The sequence below is a fragment of the Bacillus cereus genome (genome assembly GCF_025917685.1).
In the GTDB taxonomy this organism is placed as follows: Bacteria; Bacillota; Bacilli; order Bacillales; family Bacillaceae_G; genus Bacillus_A; species Bacillus_A cereus_AT.
Genome location: NZ_CP089518.1, coordinates 4,338,932 through 4,354,602, shown reverse-complemented (window position 1 = coordinate 4,354,602; position 15,671 = coordinate 4,338,932). Strand labels below are relative to the sequence as shown.

Below are 15,671 nucleotides of genomic sequence, written 5' to 3'. Positions count from 1 at the left end.
TTAATTAAGTAACATTTTACTACATGAGGTTTATTTTGGATATTGTTAATGAATATGAATAATTTGATAGAAATGAGTAGTAACGATACGAATGATCGAAAAGTGTTAACAGAAGAAGAGTTTGAAGTTGTTATAAAAGAATGAAGAGGTATCGGGATGATACCTCTTTTTTACGTTGAAAAGGCGATTACATTAGTCAAAATATGTAATAGTATAGCTGGAATAATAGATTTAGTTTGTTTGTACAATAAACAAGCAAATATTCCCGTCATAAATGCGCTAATCATAACTCCCACAGAGTACGTATGGGCAATACCGAAAATTAAACTTGAGAGGATTACAGCTGGCCAAAAGGTAAACTTCTCTTCGAAAAAACGAAGAAGAATACCTCTGCATACAAGCTCTTCAAAAATAGGTGCAAAAATCCCGCCAGCTAGAAGTAAGAGAAGTGGATAATGCTCTAGTGTTGAAAGTTGCAATGCATCAGACTGTTCTTGTACGGATGAAGGGAATAATTTATCTAACACAAACATATCTACAAACAGAGTGAGTACATAATAAATGAGAACATAGATGTACATCTGAAAAGATTTTAAAACTCGAAAATCAAATATAGGCAATACTAGTTCTTTCAGTGGTTTATATTTCGTGGTAAATACGATTAGTAAAAGTAAAGCAACTAATTCATAACTTACATTTTCTATAGAATCAAGCAAAAATTTATTTGTATCTGGGTTAATGTATCCATATAACTCAATAGGTAAAAGTGTAAGGAGTATATTTATTAATGAGAGACATGGGAAGAGAATGAATAAAACTCCAAGAAATTGTAACCATGACATGGAGTTGTTCTGTTCGTTTGGAATTTGTGTAGCGGGTTGCATATGTTCAAATCACCTCTTTATATTTATATATAAAATTATAGTTGATTTGAATTTGGAATGTTACGTTTAAATATTACATACAAGATTCAAATTTGAAATATTCCGTGTGTTTTTTAGGGGAAAATAATAAAAGAGGTATCACTCTGTAGTGATGCCTCTTTCTCATTGGTAAATGCGTTCTGCCTTGTTATTCGATTTCGATTGCTCTATTTGCAATTCACGCTCTACCAATCGGTCTAATTGTTGAATTGCTTTCAATGCTTTTTCATAAGGAATCGTTCTATAATGATGTGCCCCGCCCGGTTCTTCATCGGCTTCATCCGCCCACTTAATAACGTTTTGTAGAGGTGTTCTTTCAAGCGTTTGTTCTAGTAGGAAAGAATCGGTGTGCAGAAGAATTGCAACAGAAATTTCTTTTGCTAGTTTCGGATGTTCTCCTAATCTAATAAGCAATTTATGAGCTCTTTCTGCTCCTTTAATTGCATGTATATCATTCTTTTTATACAAGTCATAGTCCCATTCGCCACCTGTGTACCACGTATGGTGTCCGATATCATGAAGGAAACCAGCCTTTGTCGCAGCATCGACTGAGGCGTGATGCTTTTTAGCTAGGTGAAACGCATGGTAAGCGACAGCAATCGCGTGGACCATTCCAGAACGGTTTACATATTTTTGTGTAATGTGATGTTTAAAAACTTGTTCAAGCGTAATACGGTGCATAAAACATTCACTCCTTTTATCTAATGGTGTATATGAAGAAAATCGATCGGTTTAAATGTATTTTGAACATTGTACTCCATCAATCAGCGTTAGTAAAGTAGAAATGTTTAGGAGAAGAAAAAAATTTTTTCGTAAAAAAATCACCTCGGCTTATGCTAAGGTGATTTTCAAATTGCTTATTTTTTTAATCCTTGCTCCAGTGTTTCTAACATTTCGTGTTTTTCATTTTCATCAGCATTTTTCCAAATGACTTCGAATAAAACGCCAAGACCTGGAAGCATTTTTTCTTCACCGCTTTGAATTGCATCGACAATCGTTTCTTGTAATTGGTCTTGTGAATTTCCAGTTACATTCGCTAATACAGCGCCGCGTAAATTAAAGCTCATGATTTTCACCTCTTCTTCAGAATTGAAACTGACGTTAGTTTTTGTTCTTTTTTATGTAAATATGTATGAAAAATAGGCTATAATGATAAGACAAGAAGAGAGGGAAATACATATTATGAAAAACATTGATTCAGTACAAAATCCGCGTGTGAAGCAGTGGAAAAAGCTGCAGACGAAAAAAGAGCGCGATAAACAAGGGTTGTTCTTTGTTGAAGGGTTCCACTTAGTGGAAGAAGCTTTAAAGGCAGGCGTCGTAACAGAACTTATCGTTTCAGATCAGACAGATCTTCCGGAAGATTGGACAGTTAATGATGTGGAAATGTATATCGTACCTGAAGCAATCGTAAAAGTACTTCGTGAAACAGAAACGACGCAAGGTGTATTTGCTGTTTGTGAGAAACACGAGAGTGAAGTAGCTCTTGCAGATGGGAAGTTTCTTTTATTAGATGGTCTTCAAGACCCAGGTAACTTAGGGACAATTATTCGTACAGCTGATGCAGCTGGTATTCATGCCGTTGTGCTTGGAGAAGGATGCGTTGATGCATATAATAGTAAAGTACTCCGCTCTACACAAGGCTCTATTTTCCACTTACCGGTTGTAAAAGGGAACTTAGAAGAATGGGTAGACAAGTTAAAGGAAAATAACGTTCCTGTATATGGAACAGCTCTTGAAAATGGAGTTCCTTACGGTGAAGTAACACCAGCCGGAATTTTTGCATTAATTGTAGGAAATGAAGGAAGCGGCGTACGCCAAGAAATTCTTGCGAAAACGGATCAAAACTTGTATATTCCAATTTACGGCGGGGCAGAATCATTAAATGTTGCGGTTGCAGCAGGGGTTTTAACGTATTATTTACAAAGCCCAGTTGCGAACAAATAAAAAACTTCTTATAATAAGTTGAAGTATATGTTTGAAATGAACATACAATAAAAGTTAAATAACGAAAAACGTTGATAGAGAAGAGTAGCTTACAAAATCGCCATATAGGGAGAGAGTGCCGTAGACTGAAAGCATTCTTATGGTAGACGGAAGTGAATTCACCTCTGGAGTTGACGCCAGGACCATTTATATGTAAAGGCGTTCCGGTCAGAATTGATCGTTATAACTAATGAGTGGGCAGACTTGTTCTGTCAATTTAGGGTGGTACCGCGAATTTACCTCGTCCCTTTTTGGGAGCGAGGTTTTTTTATTTTTAAAATTAGGAGGGTTCCAAATGGAAGCACGTTTAAAAGAGCTAAAGCAAAAAGCGTTAGAGCTTATTGAAGAAGCGAAAGAGCTAAAGGGCTTAAACGACGTACGCGTAGCGTATTTAGGAAAAAAAGGCCCAATTACAGAAGTATTACGCGGCATGGGAAAATTATCAGCAGAAGAGCGTCCACGTATGGGAGCATTAGTAAATGAAGTACGTGAAGCGATTCAAACGCGTCTAGATGACAAAATTGGTAACTTAGAAAAAGCAGTAATTGAAGCGAAATTAGCTACTGAAACAATTGATGTTACACTGCCAGGTCGTCCTGTTGAAACAGGGTGTCACCATCCGTTAACAGCTGTTGTTGAACAAATTGAAGATGTATTCATCGGTATGGGTTATGAAGTAGCTGAAGGAACAGAAGTAGAAAAAGACTACTACAACTTCGAGGCACTAAACTTACCGAAAGATCACCCAGCACGTGATATGCAAGATACATTCTACATTACAGAAGAAACGTTACTACGTACACATACATCTTCTGTGCAAGCACGTACAATGGAAAATAATAAAGAAAAAGGTCCAATCAAAATTATTTGTCCTGGTAAAGTGTATCGCCGCGATGACGATGATGCGACACATTCACACCAGTTCATGCAAATTGAAGGTCTTGTAATTGATAAAAACATTCGTATGAGTGATTTAAAAGGTACACTGCAAGTATTCGTGAAAAAGATGTTCGGTGAAGACCGTGAAATCCGTCTTCGTCCAAGTTTCTTCCCATTCACAGAGCCATCTGTAGAGATGGATATTTCTTGTATGATGTGTCACGGTAAAGGTTGCGGCACTTGTAAAGGGACTGGCTGGATCGAAATTTTAGGCGCAGGTATGGTTCATCCGAACGTACTTGAAATGGCTGGTTATGATTCAAAAGAATATCAAGGTTTCGCATTCGGTATGGGCGCAGAGCGTATCGCAATGTTGAAATACGGCGTAGATGACATTCGTCATTTCTATACAAATGATGTACGTTTCTTACAACAATTCAAACGAGCGTAAGGGAAGGAGAGGATAAATATGTTCGTATCATATCGTTGGTTACAAGAGTATGTAGATATTAAAGATGTAACGGCACAAGAACTAGCAGACAAAATCACGAAAAGTGGTATTGAAGTAGAAGGCGTTGAAGTATTAAATAAAGGTGTAAAAGGTGTTGTAGTTGGTCACGTATTAGAATGTGAAAAACACCCAGAAGCTGATAAATTAAGCAAATGCTTAATCGATATCGGTGAAGAAGAACCAGTACAAATTATTTGTGGTGCTGCTAATATTGCAAAAGGTTTAAAAGTACCAGTTGCAAAAGTTGGCGCTGTACTTCCTGGTAACTTCAAGATTAAAAAAGCAAAACTACGCGGTGAAGCTTCTCACGGTATGGTTTGTGCTCTTCAAGAGCTTGGTATTGATGGAAAGTTAGTTTCAAAAGAATATGCAGATGGTATCTTCATCTTCCCAAGTGACGCTGAAGTTGGTGCAGATGCACTTGAAATTTTAAACTTACACGATGAAGTACTTGAGCTTGGTTTAACACCAAACCGTGCAGATTGCTTAAACATGTTAGGTGTTGCATATGAAGTAGCCGCTATTTACGGCCGTGAAGTGAAACTTCCAGCTATCGACTTACAAGAAACAGCAGAAAAAACTTCTGATTACATTTCTGTAAGTGTAGAAGCGAAAGAAGAAAACCCATTATATATTACAAAAATGGTTAAGAACGTAAAGATTGGTCCATCACCAATGTGGATGCAAACGCGCCTTATGGCAGCTGGCATTCGTCCAATTAGCAACGTTGTTGATATTACAAACTACATTTTAATGGAATACGGTCAACCGTTACATGCATTCGATTACGATAAATTAGGTTCAAAAGAAATCGTTGTTCGTCTTGCAAAAGAAGGCGAAAAAATTGAAACATTAGATGATCAAGAACGTACATTACAAAGCCACCACCTTGTAATTACAAACGGCACAAAAGCTTTAGCTGTTGCTGGTGTTATGGGCGGAGCTGATTCTGAAGTTACAAATGACACAGTAAACGTTCTAATCGAGTCTGCATACTTTGCAGGACAAACTGTGCGCCGTACATCAAAAGACTTAGGTCTTCGTAGTGAATCAAGTGCACGTTTCGAAAAAGGGATTGACCCAACACGCACATTTGAAGCGATTCAACATGCAGCTGCTTTAATGGCAAAATACGCTGGCGGTGAAGCACTTGAAGGTGTAGTAGAAGCTGATAACTTACAAGTAGAAGAGCGTACAGTATCTGTTACTGCTGAAAAAGTAAACCGTGTATTAGGTACAGATATTTCTGCAAGTGAAATGGGTACAATGTTCACAAACTTAAAATTCCCATTCACAGAAGTAGAAGGAACATTCCATGTAAATGTGCCAGCACGTCGTCCTGATATTACAATTTCAGAAGACTTAGTAGAAGAAGTGGGTCGTCTATACGGTTATGACCACATTCCAGTTACATTACCTTCTGGAACAATGACACGTGGTAAATTAACATCGGCACAAACGAAACGTCGTAAAGTACGCCGCTTCCTAGAAGGCGCTGGTTTATATGAAGCAATCACGTATTCATTAACAAGCGCTGACAAAGCGAAACAATATATGGTTGAGCCAAACGAAAAAGCTCCTGTAAATCTTGCACTTCCAATGAGCGAAGAGCGTAGCCAACTTCGTTTAAGCTTAGTGCCACAATTGTTAGAAGCAGTTTCATACAATGTTGCACGTAAAAACGATAGCGTTGCTTTATACGAAGTAGGTTCTGTCTTCTTACCAACAGAAGCAGGAGAACTTCCGAAAGAAGAACAACATCTTGCAGGTGTTATGACAGGTCTTGCTCTTCACCATGCATGGCAAGGTGAGAAGAAAGTTGTAGACTTCTTCGTTGTTAAAGGCGTGCTAGAAGGATTATTCGACGTACTAGGCGTTGCTAACCAAATCACATATGCACCAGCAAAACGTGAAGGTATGCACCCGGGACGTACAGCTGACATCGTATTAGATGGCGAAGTAATTGGATTCATCGGTCAATTGCACCCTGAAGCGCAAAAACAATTAGATGTGAAAGATACATTCGTATTCGAACTATCTCTTGTAAAAGTATTCGGTGCAGACGCAGAGGAAACTTACTACTCAGCAATTCCACGTTTCCCATCTATGACACGTGATATGGCTGTTGTCGTAACAACAGAAACAAAAGCTGGTGAAATGAAGCAAGTCATTGCTGAAGCTGGCGGAGAACTTCTGAAAGATGTAACACTATTCGACTTATACGAAGGTGAAAAAATGGAAGAAGGCAAGAAATCACTTGCATTCTCTATGAACTACTTCGATGCAGAACGTACATTAACAGATGAAGAAGTAACAGAAGCACATAACCGTGTATTAACAGCGGTAGAAGAGAAATTTGGTGCGGAGTTACGTAAGTAATTTTTAAATAAAAAGGTTGAGTGCTAATTACATGAGGCTCAACCTTTTTATTTTTAATTAAATTTCAGCTGTTTTTCGTTCTGTAAATACCTCGGTAGCAACCGTTAAAATGGTGTTTAATGCTACAGGAAATCCGGCATAAATAATCATTTGCATCATTACTTCAATGATTTCTTCTTCTGTCCATCCGACGTTTAATGCTCCGATTATATAAAATTTTAGCTGCTCAGTATTGCCTAAAGCTGTTAATCCAGCAACGGTCGCAAGTAATCGAGATTTTAAGTCAAGACCTGGTCTGGCGAAAATTTGACCGTAGTTAAATTCTACAGCTAATGTTCCTAAATCAGGCGCAATAGAATCTGCAAAGTTATTTACAATATTTTGATAATGTTCTGGAGCGATTTTTGCTAAAACTTTCATTCCTTTTTCATAATTTACACTAGGATTTTTCATTACATATATCTCCCTTTCTAGTATAGTTAGGTATTTTTATAAACGAGATTATTGCAATACTTATCATGGAAATTCCAAGAATGCATACTCCGGTCCACTGCCATTTGCTCCAGGCGAGTAGTCCCAAGTAAGAACCAATAGATCCACCAAGGAATGTAGCTACCATGTATATGCCGTTCAAACTACTTCGTTTCTCAGGGTGTAATTGGAAAATGTGTGCTTGACAAGCGACTTGATTTGCTTGAGTACTGGCTGTAAGTAGAAGGGCTCCTATAATTAGTCCTGGTAACCAGTACCCTAAAAATAAAAATAGTAAAAAAGAAAAAAATGAAATAGATGTACATAAAGTACTAGCAAATACGGCTCCTTTTTTATCTATAATGCGCCCAATTATAGGTGTTGCAAATGCCCCTACTATTCCTACTAAACCGATTAATCCAACAGTAGAACTTCCGTAATGATAAGGAGGTGTGGTTAATAAGAAAATAAGTGTAGTCCAAAAGACACTAAAAGCTCCAAATATCATTCCTTGACTTAAACAAGCCTTTCGCAATATTTTTTCTTGCAACAAAAGTGGAAGGAAAGAATGAAACAGCTTTTTATACTGCATGTGGTGAATCGTATCTCCCTTAGGGAAATATATTTTCACCAATAAAATAAGAATGGATGTACTTATGAAAAAACTTCCGTAAACAGCTCGCCATCCGAAGTGAATATCAATAAATCCACTAATTAATCGAGCACCTAAAATGCCGCAAACTAGACCGATAGACACATTGCCTAAAATTCGCCCCCTATTTTGATCAGTGGCGTATTGAGAGACAAAAGGGATTACAATCTGGGGGATGATTGTAACAAATCCAAGAATAAAATTGGATGCAATTAGCCAATTCGCACTTGTCGATAAAGCGGATAAAGCTAAATTGATACAAACGAGGGACAATAAACTTAAAATTAATTTTTTTCTCTCAAGCATATCTCCTAAAGGAACTAGGAAGAGGTTTCCTAATGCATACCCGACTTGGGTTACAGTAGCAGCAATACCGATTCTAGTTTCTGAAACATGAAAAGTATGAGCCATACTTACTAAAAGGGTTTGATTTATATACACGTTTGCTACTGTAAAACCACATATTATCGCCATGAATAAAACAAATCGCTGTGTCAGTTCGAAAGAATGCGTTTCTGTATTTTTTATTATCATAAAATTCACCTCCTTTACTTATTAAGATAAAGGTAGGTTTATAATGAAAATAGGAGTGTATTTATACTGGTATAAAAACTACCACTAATAAAGGGGAACATTATATGTTAAGCGATGCAGATAGAAGGAAGGAACTAGCTGATTTTTTAAAAAGCCGCCGCGCTAGGTTGACTCCTGAGCAATTTAATTTACCAATTGGTCAACGAAGAAGAATAAAAGGATTAAGACGAGAAGAAGTTGCGCAATTAGCTGGAATTGGATTGACATGGTATACATGGTTAGAACAAGGGCGTGATATCCAAGTTTCTCAAGAAGTTATAGAGTCAATTTCTCGTGTATTTCAGTTGGAGGGGGAAGAGAAAAAACATTTGCTTTTATTAGCAAATCATTCACTACCTTCTCAAATAAGGAAACCGATTGCTGGACACATAAATGGGATTTTAGAGGGGCTATTAGATCAATTACAATTTTGTCCTACTTATGTAATTGATGAGAAACTAAACATTGTTCATTGGAATAAAGCAGCAAGCGTTGTATTTGGTGATTTTGGCGAAATGGATGAGAGAAATCGAAATGCAGTTTGGCGTTGTTTTACATCAAAAGAATACCGTGAACTATTTGAAAACTGGGAAAACCATGCGCAACGTTTAATTGCACAGTTCCGTTCTACATATACACAGTTTATTGGGGATGAGTGGTTTAAAAATATAATTGAAGAACTTACGGAAAGAAGTAGCGAATTTCGTATGTGGTGGTCAAATCATGAAGTACAAGGAACACCTATTGGTCGGAAAATACTTTTACATCCTGTCGCTGGAACGTTGATTATGGATCATGTCACACTCCAGGTTTATGACGCACCTGAATTAAAGCTTACAATTTACCAGCCTCGTACAGAGGAAGATACAGAAATGAAGATGAAAGCATTATTAGAAGCAAATTAGCATAATACGGCAGGGGATTGGTCTGTACAAGGAAAGCTTTTAAATATATGTTGTTGAAGAAAGAAAAATACTGATATATTTTCCGACATCTTGCATCTTTCCCTCGAATGTAGTACATTAATTTTAGTTTAACAAAACGAAAGACGATGATAAGGAAAAGTAGTATATACTATAATCCAAAGCGAGTCAGGGACGGTGAGAGCCTGATGAGGCGGTATATATGAAGAACACCTTGGAGTTGCTAACCGAAATTGGATCTTGTATTCAAGAGTAGACTTAGACGGGAATCCGGCCTGTTACAAACCGGGAAGTATGTATTACATACGAGTTAAAGTTGGTCTTTATGACAAATTGGGTGGTACCGCGAAGTTTAACCTTTCGTCCCTTTATGGATGAAAGGTTTTTTTGTATTTAAATATATCAGCAAAGGAGAATTTCACTATGGAAAACACATTAGTAAAAAGTCTGTATAGAGATACAGAAAAGTATGCAGATCAAACAGTACAAGTATCAGGGTGGATTCGTAACTTACGTGATTCAAAAGCATTTGGTTTCATCGAATTAAACGACGGTAGCTTCTTCAAAGGCGTTCAAATCGTTTTCGATACAGAATTAGAGAACTTCAAAGAAATTGCAAAACTTCCACTTAGCTCTTCAGTTAAAGTAGAAGGTAAAGTAATTGCAACGCCTGGAGCGAAGCAACCATTTGAAATTAAAGCAGAAAAAATTGATATCGAAGGCTTATCAGACTCTGATTACCCACTTCAAAAGAAGCGTCATACGTTTGAATACTTACGTACAATCGCTCATTTACGTCCAAGAACAAATGCATTCTCTGCAACGTTCCGTGTACGTTCTATCGCAGCATTTGCGATTCACCAATTCTTCCAAGAGCGTGGATTCGTACATGTTCACACACCAATCATCACTGGTAGTGATACAGAAGGTGCTGGCGAAATGTTCCGCGTAACAACGCAAGATTTAAACAACGTACCAAAAGGTGAAGACGGACAAGTTGATGAATCAAAAGACTTCTTCGGTAAAGAAACAAACTTAACAGTAAGTGGACAGCTGAACGCTGAAGCTTATGCGTTAGCATTCCGTGATGTTTACACATTCGGACCTACATTCCGTGCAGAAAACTCAAACACAACTCGCCACGCAGCTGAGTTCTGGATGGTTGAGCCTGAGATTGCATTCGCTGAATTAGGTGACGTAATGAACCTTACAGAAGATATGCTAAAATATGCAATGAAATACGTACTAGAGCATGCACCAGAAGAAATGGAATTCTTCAACAGTTTCGTTGACAAAACAGTTCTAGAGCGCATGAACAACGTAATTAACTCTGACTTCGGTCGCATCACATATACAGAAGCAATTAAAGTGCTTCAAGAGTCAGGTGCTGACTTCAAATACCCAGTAGAATGGGGTATTGACTTACAAACAGAGCACGAAAGATACTTATCAGAAGAAATCTTCAAACGCCCTGTATTTGTAACTGACTATCCGAAAGACATTAAAGCATTCTACATGCGTCTTAATGAAGATGGTAAAACAGTAGCTGCTACTGACCTTCTAGTTCCTGGCATCGGCGAATTAATCGGTGGCAGTCAACGTGAAGAAAGAATGGACGTTTTAGTAGACAGAATTAAAGAACTAGGTATGAACGAAGAGGATTACTGGTGGTACTTAGAACTTAGAAAATACGGCGGTACAAAACATGCTGGATTCGGTCTAGGTTTCGAGCGCTTCCTAATGTACATCACTGGCATGGCTAACATCCGTGACGTAATTCCATTCCCAAGAACTCCAGGTTCTTCTGAATTCTAAAATGTGAAAAAAGCGAGAGGATTTCCTCTCGCTTTTTATTTTGCATAGTTTATTACCTCATAGCAAAAAGTAACGCGAAGGGGTGAATATAAATGAGTAAAAAAGTGAAAAAAGATCATTCAAGATCGGGCCTAGGTTCTCCAGAAGTAGAAGGACAAGGAACGACAACACATGAAACAGGCTCTCATAAAGTATCTTCATCTAATAAGAAGCAGAAACGAAGCTAACATAAAAAAGGAGAGTCTTGGCGACACTCCTTTTTTATGTATTACATCTTATTATCGTTAATTTCTTTTGTGATTTTATCTACATCTTTGTCTAATCGACCTAAATAGAAAAACCACACTAAGCTAATGAACACGTAATAGATAGCCATAACGCCAAGATTATCAGATATATTCTCGAATATGGATTTAGTAGTGAAAAAAACTCCCCAAATGGTAGAAATAATGAAGTAAGAAAGTGGACCTACGAGGTGTACGAAAGCATATAATACCTTTTTTACTTTTACAGCGTTCATATGAAATACCTCCTTTTTCTAATCATAAATTCAAGTTCCTTACAGAAGTGTTGTAGTTTTGCTGGATTGTGTATTAACAAGCGGGCATCGTGTTTCCCAATAAACTTTCGAATTCGTAAGTTTAATAGGAATGATCTACCATATCTTTCAATCAAGTTTTGAAACTCCTGCTGCTCACTGAGTAATTGAATATTTCCCCTAATTTCGAATTGTCTTTCATGTGGATCACCTAGTAAAATATTTAGAATCATTTGTAGAAGTAGCAATGGGAATCTCCTCCTATGTTAGAATAATCTGTATATTATAATTGTAACAAAAATATAAGGCCTATAGTAGGGGGAAACAAAAAACAGGAGTTTGTAGGCTCCTGTTTTTGTCGATACTATTTTAATAAGCGAAACGCCTTCTCCTTATTAGCGAAATGCATTTTCACAAACTCAGGTAATCGTTCTTTACCAAGCTTTTGAATTAATTTAGCAGCGGCAATATCAACTTGTTTACCGGCACCTTTTGGAAGTGGCATACCAGCTTTTTTGCTTAGTTCGTCAAACTGTTTTACGAATGAGTAACGAGCTAAAATAGAAGCAGCGGCTACTGCTAAATGGACGCTTTCGCCTTTCGTCGCGAAGTAAACATTTTCACGTTGTACCTGTTTTTGTTTTGCTAAATATTTGTAGTATGTATCAGGTTGTGTGAATTGATCGATTAAGACGCCTTCAGGCTTTGTAGGTGCAATTTTAGCTAATAAGTTTGTAATAGCTTTATTATGTAGTAAGGCTTTTAACTTACCTTGGTTGTTTCCTTTATCAAATAGCTCGTTATATTTTTCATTGTGAAGGACAAGAGAGCTGTAAGGAACAACGTGTAGAAGTTGTTTTGCAATGGCAGTAATTTGATCGTCATTTAAGTTTTTAGAGTCTTTTACACCAAGTTCTTTTAGTAGTGGAATTTGCTTTGCATCCACATATACAGCAACTACTGTCATCGGTCCGAAGAAATCACCAGTACCAACTTCATCTGACCCTACGATAGACATTGTACTGATGGAAGTAGGCGGTGCATAACGGTGTGAATCGACAGATTTTTTTACAGCTGTTTTCGGTGTTTGAGAGACAGTTTGCCAACGAGAAGCTTCTGCTTCAGCGCGGCCTCCTTGGAACATTACTTTTCCAGATTTATACGCTGTAATTGTGCAAGATGGCACCTTTGCCATGAAGATCCCGCCTTGTGGAATTTTCGGGCTAAGCGCTTGTTTATATTGTTGTTTCATGTTTTCAATTACTGTAGAATTTGTTTGAATTACGATAGAATTTGACATAATGGTCACCCCTTTTTTTATATTGTTATTTTTATCATATCGGATTGTTCTTTCTGTTTCCATATTATGAAGGTTCATGGTATGATAAACTTTAGGATTCTGTACGTGATTGGAGGCCGGTGAGTTGTCACAACAAAAGGGAAAGAAAAGTCGAATTAATGTAGAAATCTATGGTCAGCAATATTCAGTTGTTGGCGATGAAAGTACAAGTCATATCCGCATGGTAGCAGCGATTGTGGATGATAAAATGCGCGAACTCAATGCCAAGAATCCTTCGCTTGACACGAGTAGACTAGCGGTATTGACGGCGGTAAACGTCATACACGATTACATAAAATTAAAAGAAGAACATGAGAAATTGAAAGAAAGTATGACAAAAAAAGGAATGGAATAACATGATTGATATTATTATCATTTTACTGCTTGTTATGGGATTTTTCCTCGGCTTACGCAGAGGGTTTATTCTGCAACTTGTAAAGTTAACAAGCTTTATTATCGCATACCTTGTTGCATACTGGTACTGTAAAGATTTAGCGCCAGCGCTTGCGAAATTTATTCCGTATCCATTTGATAAAAACGTATCTGTTCCAGAATGGATTGATGCAAATAATATTGAAACAGTATTTTATCAAGCACTTGCGTTTATCATATTGTTTATTATTACAAAAATTGCACTTTCATTACTTGGTAATTTGTTAAATATGTTTGCAGAAATACCGGTTTTAAAGCAAGTCAATGCGTTCGCGGGGGCAATCCTCGGATTTTTAGAAGTATATATTATTTTGTTTGTTTTAATTATCGTTGGAAACATCCTTCCAATTGAGCAAATACAAACACCATTACAAAAATCATCAATTAGCAAAATAATTGTAGACGATACACCGATTCTTTCTGAAAAGGTGAAGGAGCTATGGCAGACAGGTAGCAAAGTATAACTTCTCTTTTTTCAGAAAGAGAAGTTTTTTTCTATGAAAGAAAGGCGGGGCAATGATGAAAATAAATAAAAAACAAGTTATTAAATTATTAGAGACAATCGGCCTGTTTATGGAACTAAAGGGCGCGAATCCATTTAAAATATCTGCATTCCGTAAAGCAGCAGCAGCATTAGAGAGTGATGATCGTAGTCTTTCTGAGATTGAAGATTTCACGAAGATTCCGGGTATTGGAAAAGGAACAGCAGCAGTTATTCAAGAATATATAGAATCGGGAACATCTGAAGTATTACAGGAACTTGAAAAAGAAGTACCAAGCAGTTTATTACCGTTATTAAAACTTCCGGGCCTTGGTGGTAAGAAGGTAGCTAAGTTATACAAAGAACTTGGTGTTGTTGATATGGAATCGCTAAAAGCTGTTTGCGAGGAAAATAAAGTACAAGCTTTAGCAGGTTTCGGTAAGAAAACAGAAGAGAAAATATTAGAAGCAATTGATCAAGTAGGATCTCGTCCAGAGCGTTTACCAATTGCGATGGTATTGCCTATTGCCGGGGAAATAGAGGAGAAATTGTCGAATATTGCTGAAGTGATTCGTTTCTCTCGCGCTGGTAGTTTACGCCGCGTTCGTGAGACAGTGAAAGATTTAGATTTCATTATTGCAACGACGGAGCCAGCAGTAGTACGTGAACATTTATTACAGTTTGATAATATGATTGAAGTGATTGCAAGTGGAGATACGAAAGTCTCTGTTCGTCTTCAATATGAATACGATATTTCAATTGATTTCCGCTTAGTAAAACCAGAAGAGTTTATTACAACTCTTCACCATTTCACAGGATCAAAAGATCATAACGTAAAAATGCGCCAAATCGCCAAAGATAAAGGTGAGAAAATTAGTGAGTACGGTGTAGAGAATCTGGAAACAGGTGAAGTAAAAACATTTGAAACAGAAGAGGAGTTCTTTGCTCATTTCGGTCTTCCGTTTATTCCGCCAGAAGTACGTGAAGATGGAAAGGAAATTGAATTAATTAAAGAGTATCCGAACTTAATTCAGTTCTCTGACATACAAGGTGATTTACATATGCATACAACATGGAGTGACGGTGCCTTTTCAATTGAAGAAATGGTACAAGCATGCCGCGCTCGTGGATATAAGTTTATGGCGATTACGGACCACTCACAATACTTGAAAGTAGCGAATGGTTTAACGAAAGAGCGTCTTCGCGAGCAAGCGAAAGAAATTGAGCGTATGAATGAAAAGTATCCAGACATTACAATTTTACGGGGAATTGAAATGGACATTTTACCAGATGCCTCGCTTGATTTTGATGATGAAGTATTAGCAGAACTAGATTATGTCATTGGAGCGATTCACTCTAGCTTCTCACAAGACCGTGAAACGATTATGAAACGTCTTCGCACTGCGCTTGAGAATAAGCATGTCACTATGATTGCCCATCCGACAGGTCGTCTTCTTGGGCGCCGCGAGGGTTACGATGTAGATACAGATTTATTAATCCAGCTCGCAAAAGAAACAAATACAGTTTTAGAATTAAATGCAAACCCAAACCGTCTAGATTTAAGCGCGAAATTATTAAAACAAGCACAAGATGCTGGTGTAAAAGTAGCGATTAATACGGATGCTCATACACTTGAAATGTTAGAAGATATGGAAACAGGTGTAGCAGCAGCACGTAAAGGTTGGATTCAAAAAGATAACGTAATTAACACATGGGATATTGAACGTTTATTAGACTATATTAAACGTAATAAGTAACACAAGGGGGAC

The 15,671-nt window shown here is 37.4% G+C and carries 17 protein-coding genes and 2 other annotated features; of the genes, 9 read left to right on the top strand and 8 right to left on the bottom strand.

What is annotated here, in order from left to right:
* Positions 1 to 170: 170 nt before the first annotated feature.
* The 3 genes from LUS72_RS22620 to sspI form a co-directional block, all read right to left on the bottom strand.
* Positions 171 to 884 (bottom strand): CPBP family intramembrane glutamic endopeptidase, encoded by a 714-nt coding sequence (locus LUS72_RS22620; RefSeq protein WP_097832080.1) that lies wholly within the window; start codon positions 882 to 884, stop codon positions 171 to 173.
* 162 nt (positions 885 to 1,046) lie between these two features.
* Positions 1,047 to 1,604, bottom strand: a complete 558-nt coding sequence (locus LUS72_RS22615) for an HD domain-containing protein (protein WP_264448291.1) — start codon at positions 1,602 to 1,604, stop codon at positions 1,047 to 1,049.
* Between the two features lie 176 nt (positions 1,605 to 1,780).
* Positions 1,781 to 1,990, bottom strand: coding sequence for a small acid-soluble spore protein SspI (sspI, locus tag LUS72_RS22610; RefSeq protein WP_000009515.1), 210 nt, complete (start codon positions 1,988 to 1,990; stop codon positions 1,781 to 1,783).
* An 82-nt stretch (positions 1,991 to 2,072) separates the two neighbouring features.
* On the opposite strand from sspI, the gene LUS72_RS22605 reads away from it, so the two are divergent.
* The 3 genes from LUS72_RS22605 to pheT all read left to right on the top strand — a co-directional run bounded on the left by LUS72_RS22605 (position 2,073) and on the right by pheT (position 6,678).
* Positions 2,073 to 2,870: a TrmH family RNA methyltransferase gene (locus tag LUS72_RS22605; protein ID WP_264448290.1), complete on the top strand. Its 798-nt coding sequence runs from the start codon at positions 2,073 to 2,075 to the stop codon at positions 2,868 to 2,870.
* A gap of 62 nt (positions 2,871 to 2,932) precedes the next feature.
* Positions 2,933 to 3,161 (top strand) — a binding site (T-box leader).
* Positions 3,162 to 3,204: 43 nt separating this feature from the next.
* The gene (gene pheS, locus LUS72_RS22600) at positions 3,205 to 4,239 is read left to right on the top strand and encodes a phenylalanine--tRNA ligase subunit alpha (RefSeq protein ID WP_000388217.1); all 1,035 of its coding nucleotides are present in this window, start codon (positions 3,205 to 3,207) and stop codon (positions 4,237 to 4,239) included.
* A gap of 18 nt (positions 4,240 to 4,257) precedes the next feature.
* Complete coding sequence (gene pheT, locus LUS72_RS22595) at positions 4,258 to 6,678, top strand: phenylalanine--tRNA ligase subunit beta (protein WP_097832078.1); 2,421 nt, start codon at positions 4,258 to 4,260, stop codon at positions 6,676 to 6,678.
* 57 nt (positions 6,679 to 6,735) lie between these two features.
* On the opposite strand, the gene LUS72_RS22590 is transcribed toward pheT, so the two are convergent.
* On the bottom strand, positions 6,736 to 7,131 hold the full coding sequence (locus LUS72_RS22590) for a carboxymuconolactone decarboxylase family protein (protein ID WP_097832077.1): 396 nt from the start codon (positions 7,129 to 7,131) through the stop codon (positions 6,736 to 6,738).
* A complete protein-coding gene (locus LUS72_RS22585; protein WP_097832076.1) occupies positions 7,118 to 8,335 on the bottom strand; it encodes an MFS transporter in 1,218 nt (405 codons plus the stop codon). The genes LUS72_RS22590 and LUS72_RS22585 overlap by 14 nt, the downstream gene beginning before the upstream one ends.
* A 104-nt stretch (positions 8,336 to 8,439) precedes the next feature.
* Here LUS72_RS22585 and LUS72_RS22580 point away from each other — a divergent pair, with 104 nt between their 5' ends.
* The 3 genes from LUS72_RS22580 (at position 8,440) to LUS72_RS22570 (ending at position 11,339) form a co-directional block, all read left to right on the top strand.
* Positions 8,440 to 9,279 (top strand): helix-turn-helix transcriptional regulator, encoded by an 840-nt coding sequence (locus LUS72_RS22580; RefSeq protein WP_097832075.1) that lies wholly within the window; start codon positions 8,440 to 8,442, stop codon positions 9,277 to 9,279.
* Positions 9,280 to 9,416: 137 nt separating this feature from the next.
* Positions 9,417 to 9,668 (top strand) — a binding site (T-box leader).
* A gap of 52 nt (positions 9,669 to 9,720) precedes the next feature.
* Positions 9,721 to 11,112: an asparagine--tRNA ligase gene (gene asnS / locus LUS72_RS22575; RefSeq protein ID WP_097832074.1), complete on the top strand. Its 1,392-nt coding sequence runs from the start codon at positions 9,721 to 9,723 to the stop codon at positions 11,110 to 11,112.
* A 92-nt stretch (positions 11,113 to 11,204) separates the two neighbouring features.
* A complete protein-coding gene (locus tag LUS72_RS22570; RefSeq protein WP_000039590.1) occupies positions 11,205 to 11,339 on the top strand; it encodes a YuzL family protein in 135 nt (44 codons plus the stop codon).
* Positions 11,340 to 11,380: 41 nt separating this feature from the next.
* Here LUS72_RS22570 and LUS72_RS22565 read toward each other — a convergent pair whose 3' ends face one another.
* The 3 genes from LUS72_RS22565 to rnhC all read right to left on the bottom strand — a co-directional run bounded on the left by LUS72_RS22565 (position 11,381) and on the right by rnhC (position 12,950).
* Positions 11,381 to 11,632, bottom strand: coding sequence for a hypothetical protein (locus LUS72_RS22565; RefSeq protein WP_097832073.1), 252 nt, complete (start codon positions 11,630 to 11,632; stop codon positions 11,381 to 11,383).
* On the bottom strand, positions 11,629 to 11,898 hold the full coding sequence (locus LUS72_RS22560) for a hypothetical protein (RefSeq protein ID WP_098361818.1): 270 nt from the start codon (positions 11,896 to 11,898) through the stop codon (positions 11,629 to 11,631). The genes LUS72_RS22565 and LUS72_RS22560 overlap by 4 nt, the downstream gene beginning before the upstream one ends.
* 116 nt (positions 11,899 to 12,014) lie before the next feature.
* On the bottom strand, positions 12,015 to 12,950 hold the full coding sequence (gene rnhC / locus LUS72_RS22555; RefSeq protein WP_097832071.1) for a ribonuclease HIII: 936 nt from the start codon (positions 12,948 to 12,950) through the stop codon (positions 12,015 to 12,017).
* Positions 12,951 to 13,074: 124 nt separating this feature from the next.
* On the opposite strand from rnhC, the gene zapA reads away from it, so the two are divergent.
* The 3 genes from zapA to polX are packed head-to-tail and all read left to right on the top strand — an operon-like array spanning position 13,075 to position 15,659.
* Entirely contained in the window at positions 13,075 to 13,344 is a 270-nt protein-coding gene (gene zapA, locus LUS72_RS22550; protein WP_000082701.1) for a cell division protein ZapA, read from the top strand.
* A gap of 1 nt (position 13,345) precedes the next feature.
* Positions 13,346 to 13,885 carry a CvpA family protein gene (locus LUS72_RS22545; RefSeq protein ID WP_000565410.1) on the top strand — a complete coding sequence of 180 codons (540 nt, stop codon included), beginning with the start codon at positions 13,346 to 13,348 and terminating at the stop codon, positions 13,883 to 13,885.
* Positions 13,886 to 13,940: 55 nt separating this feature from the next.
* Positions 13,941 to 15,659 carry a DNA polymerase/3'-5' exonuclease PolX gene (polX, locus tag LUS72_RS22540; RefSeq protein ID WP_097832070.1) on the top strand — a complete coding sequence of 573 codons (1,719 nt, stop codon included), beginning with the start codon at positions 13,941 to 13,943 and terminating at the stop codon, positions 15,657 to 15,659.
* The last annotated feature ends 12 nt before the right edge of the window (positions 15,660 to 15,671 follow it).

What these genes read in the sequence shown, in the direction of transcription:
- LUS72_RS22620 (WP_097832080.1), bottom strand. Translation starts at nt 884, where the DNA reads ATGCAACCCGCTACACAAATTCCAAACGAACAGAACAACTCCATGTCA.
- LUS72_RS22615 (WP_264448291.1), bottom strand. Translation starts at nt 1,604, where the DNA reads ATGCACCGTATTACGCTTGAACAAGTTTTTAAACATCACATTACACAA.
- sspI (WP_000009515.1), bottom strand. Translation starts at nt 1,990, where the DNA reads ATGAGCTTTAATTTACGCGGCGCTGTATTAGCGAATGTAACTGGAAAT.
- LUS72_RS22605 (WP_264448290.1), top strand. Translation starts at nt 2,073, where the DNA reads ATGATAAGACAAGAAGAGAGGGAAATACATATTATGAAAAACATTGAT.
- pheS (WP_000388217.1), top strand. Translation starts at nt 3,205, where the DNA reads ATGGAAGCACGTTTAAAAGAGCTAAAGCAAAAAGCGTTAGAGCTTATT.
- pheT (WP_097832078.1), top strand. Translation starts at nt 4,258, where the DNA reads ATGTTCGTATCATATCGTTGGTTACAAGAGTATGTAGATATTAAAGAT.
- LUS72_RS22590 (WP_097832077.1), bottom strand. Translation starts at nt 7,131, where the DNA reads ATGAAAAATCCTAGTGTAAATTATGAAAAAGGAATGAAAGTTTTAGCA.
- LUS72_RS22585 (WP_097832076.1), bottom strand. Translation starts at nt 8,335, where the DNA reads ATGATAATAAAAAATACAGAAACGCATTCTTTCGAACTGACACAGCGA.
- LUS72_RS22580 (WP_097832075.1), top strand. Translation starts at nt 8,440, where the DNA reads ATGTTAAGCGATGCAGATAGAAGGAAGGAACTAGCTGATTTTTTAAAA.
- asnS (WP_097832074.1), top strand. Translation starts at nt 9,721, where the DNA reads ATGGAAAACACATTAGTAAAAAGTCTGTATAGAGATACAGAAAAGTAT.
- LUS72_RS22570 (WP_000039590.1), top strand. Translation starts at nt 11,205, where the DNA reads ATGAGTAAAAAAGTGAAAAAAGATCATTCAAGATCGGGCCTAGGTTCT.
- LUS72_RS22565 (WP_097832073.1), bottom strand. Translation starts at nt 11,632, where the DNA reads ATGAACGCTGTAAAAGTAAAAAAGGTATTATATGCTTTCGTACACCTC.
- rnhC (WP_097832071.1), bottom strand. Translation starts at nt 12,950, where the DNA reads ATGTCAAATTCTATCGTAATTCAAACAAATTCTACAGTAATTGAAAAC.
- LUS72_RS22545 (WP_000565410.1), top strand. Translation starts at nt 13,346, where the DNA reads ATGATTGATATTATTATCATTTTACTGCTTGTTATGGGATTTTTCCTC.
- polX (WP_097832070.1), top strand. Translation starts at nt 13,941, where the DNA reads ATGAAAATAAATAAAAAACAAGTTATTAAATTATTAGAGACAATCGGC.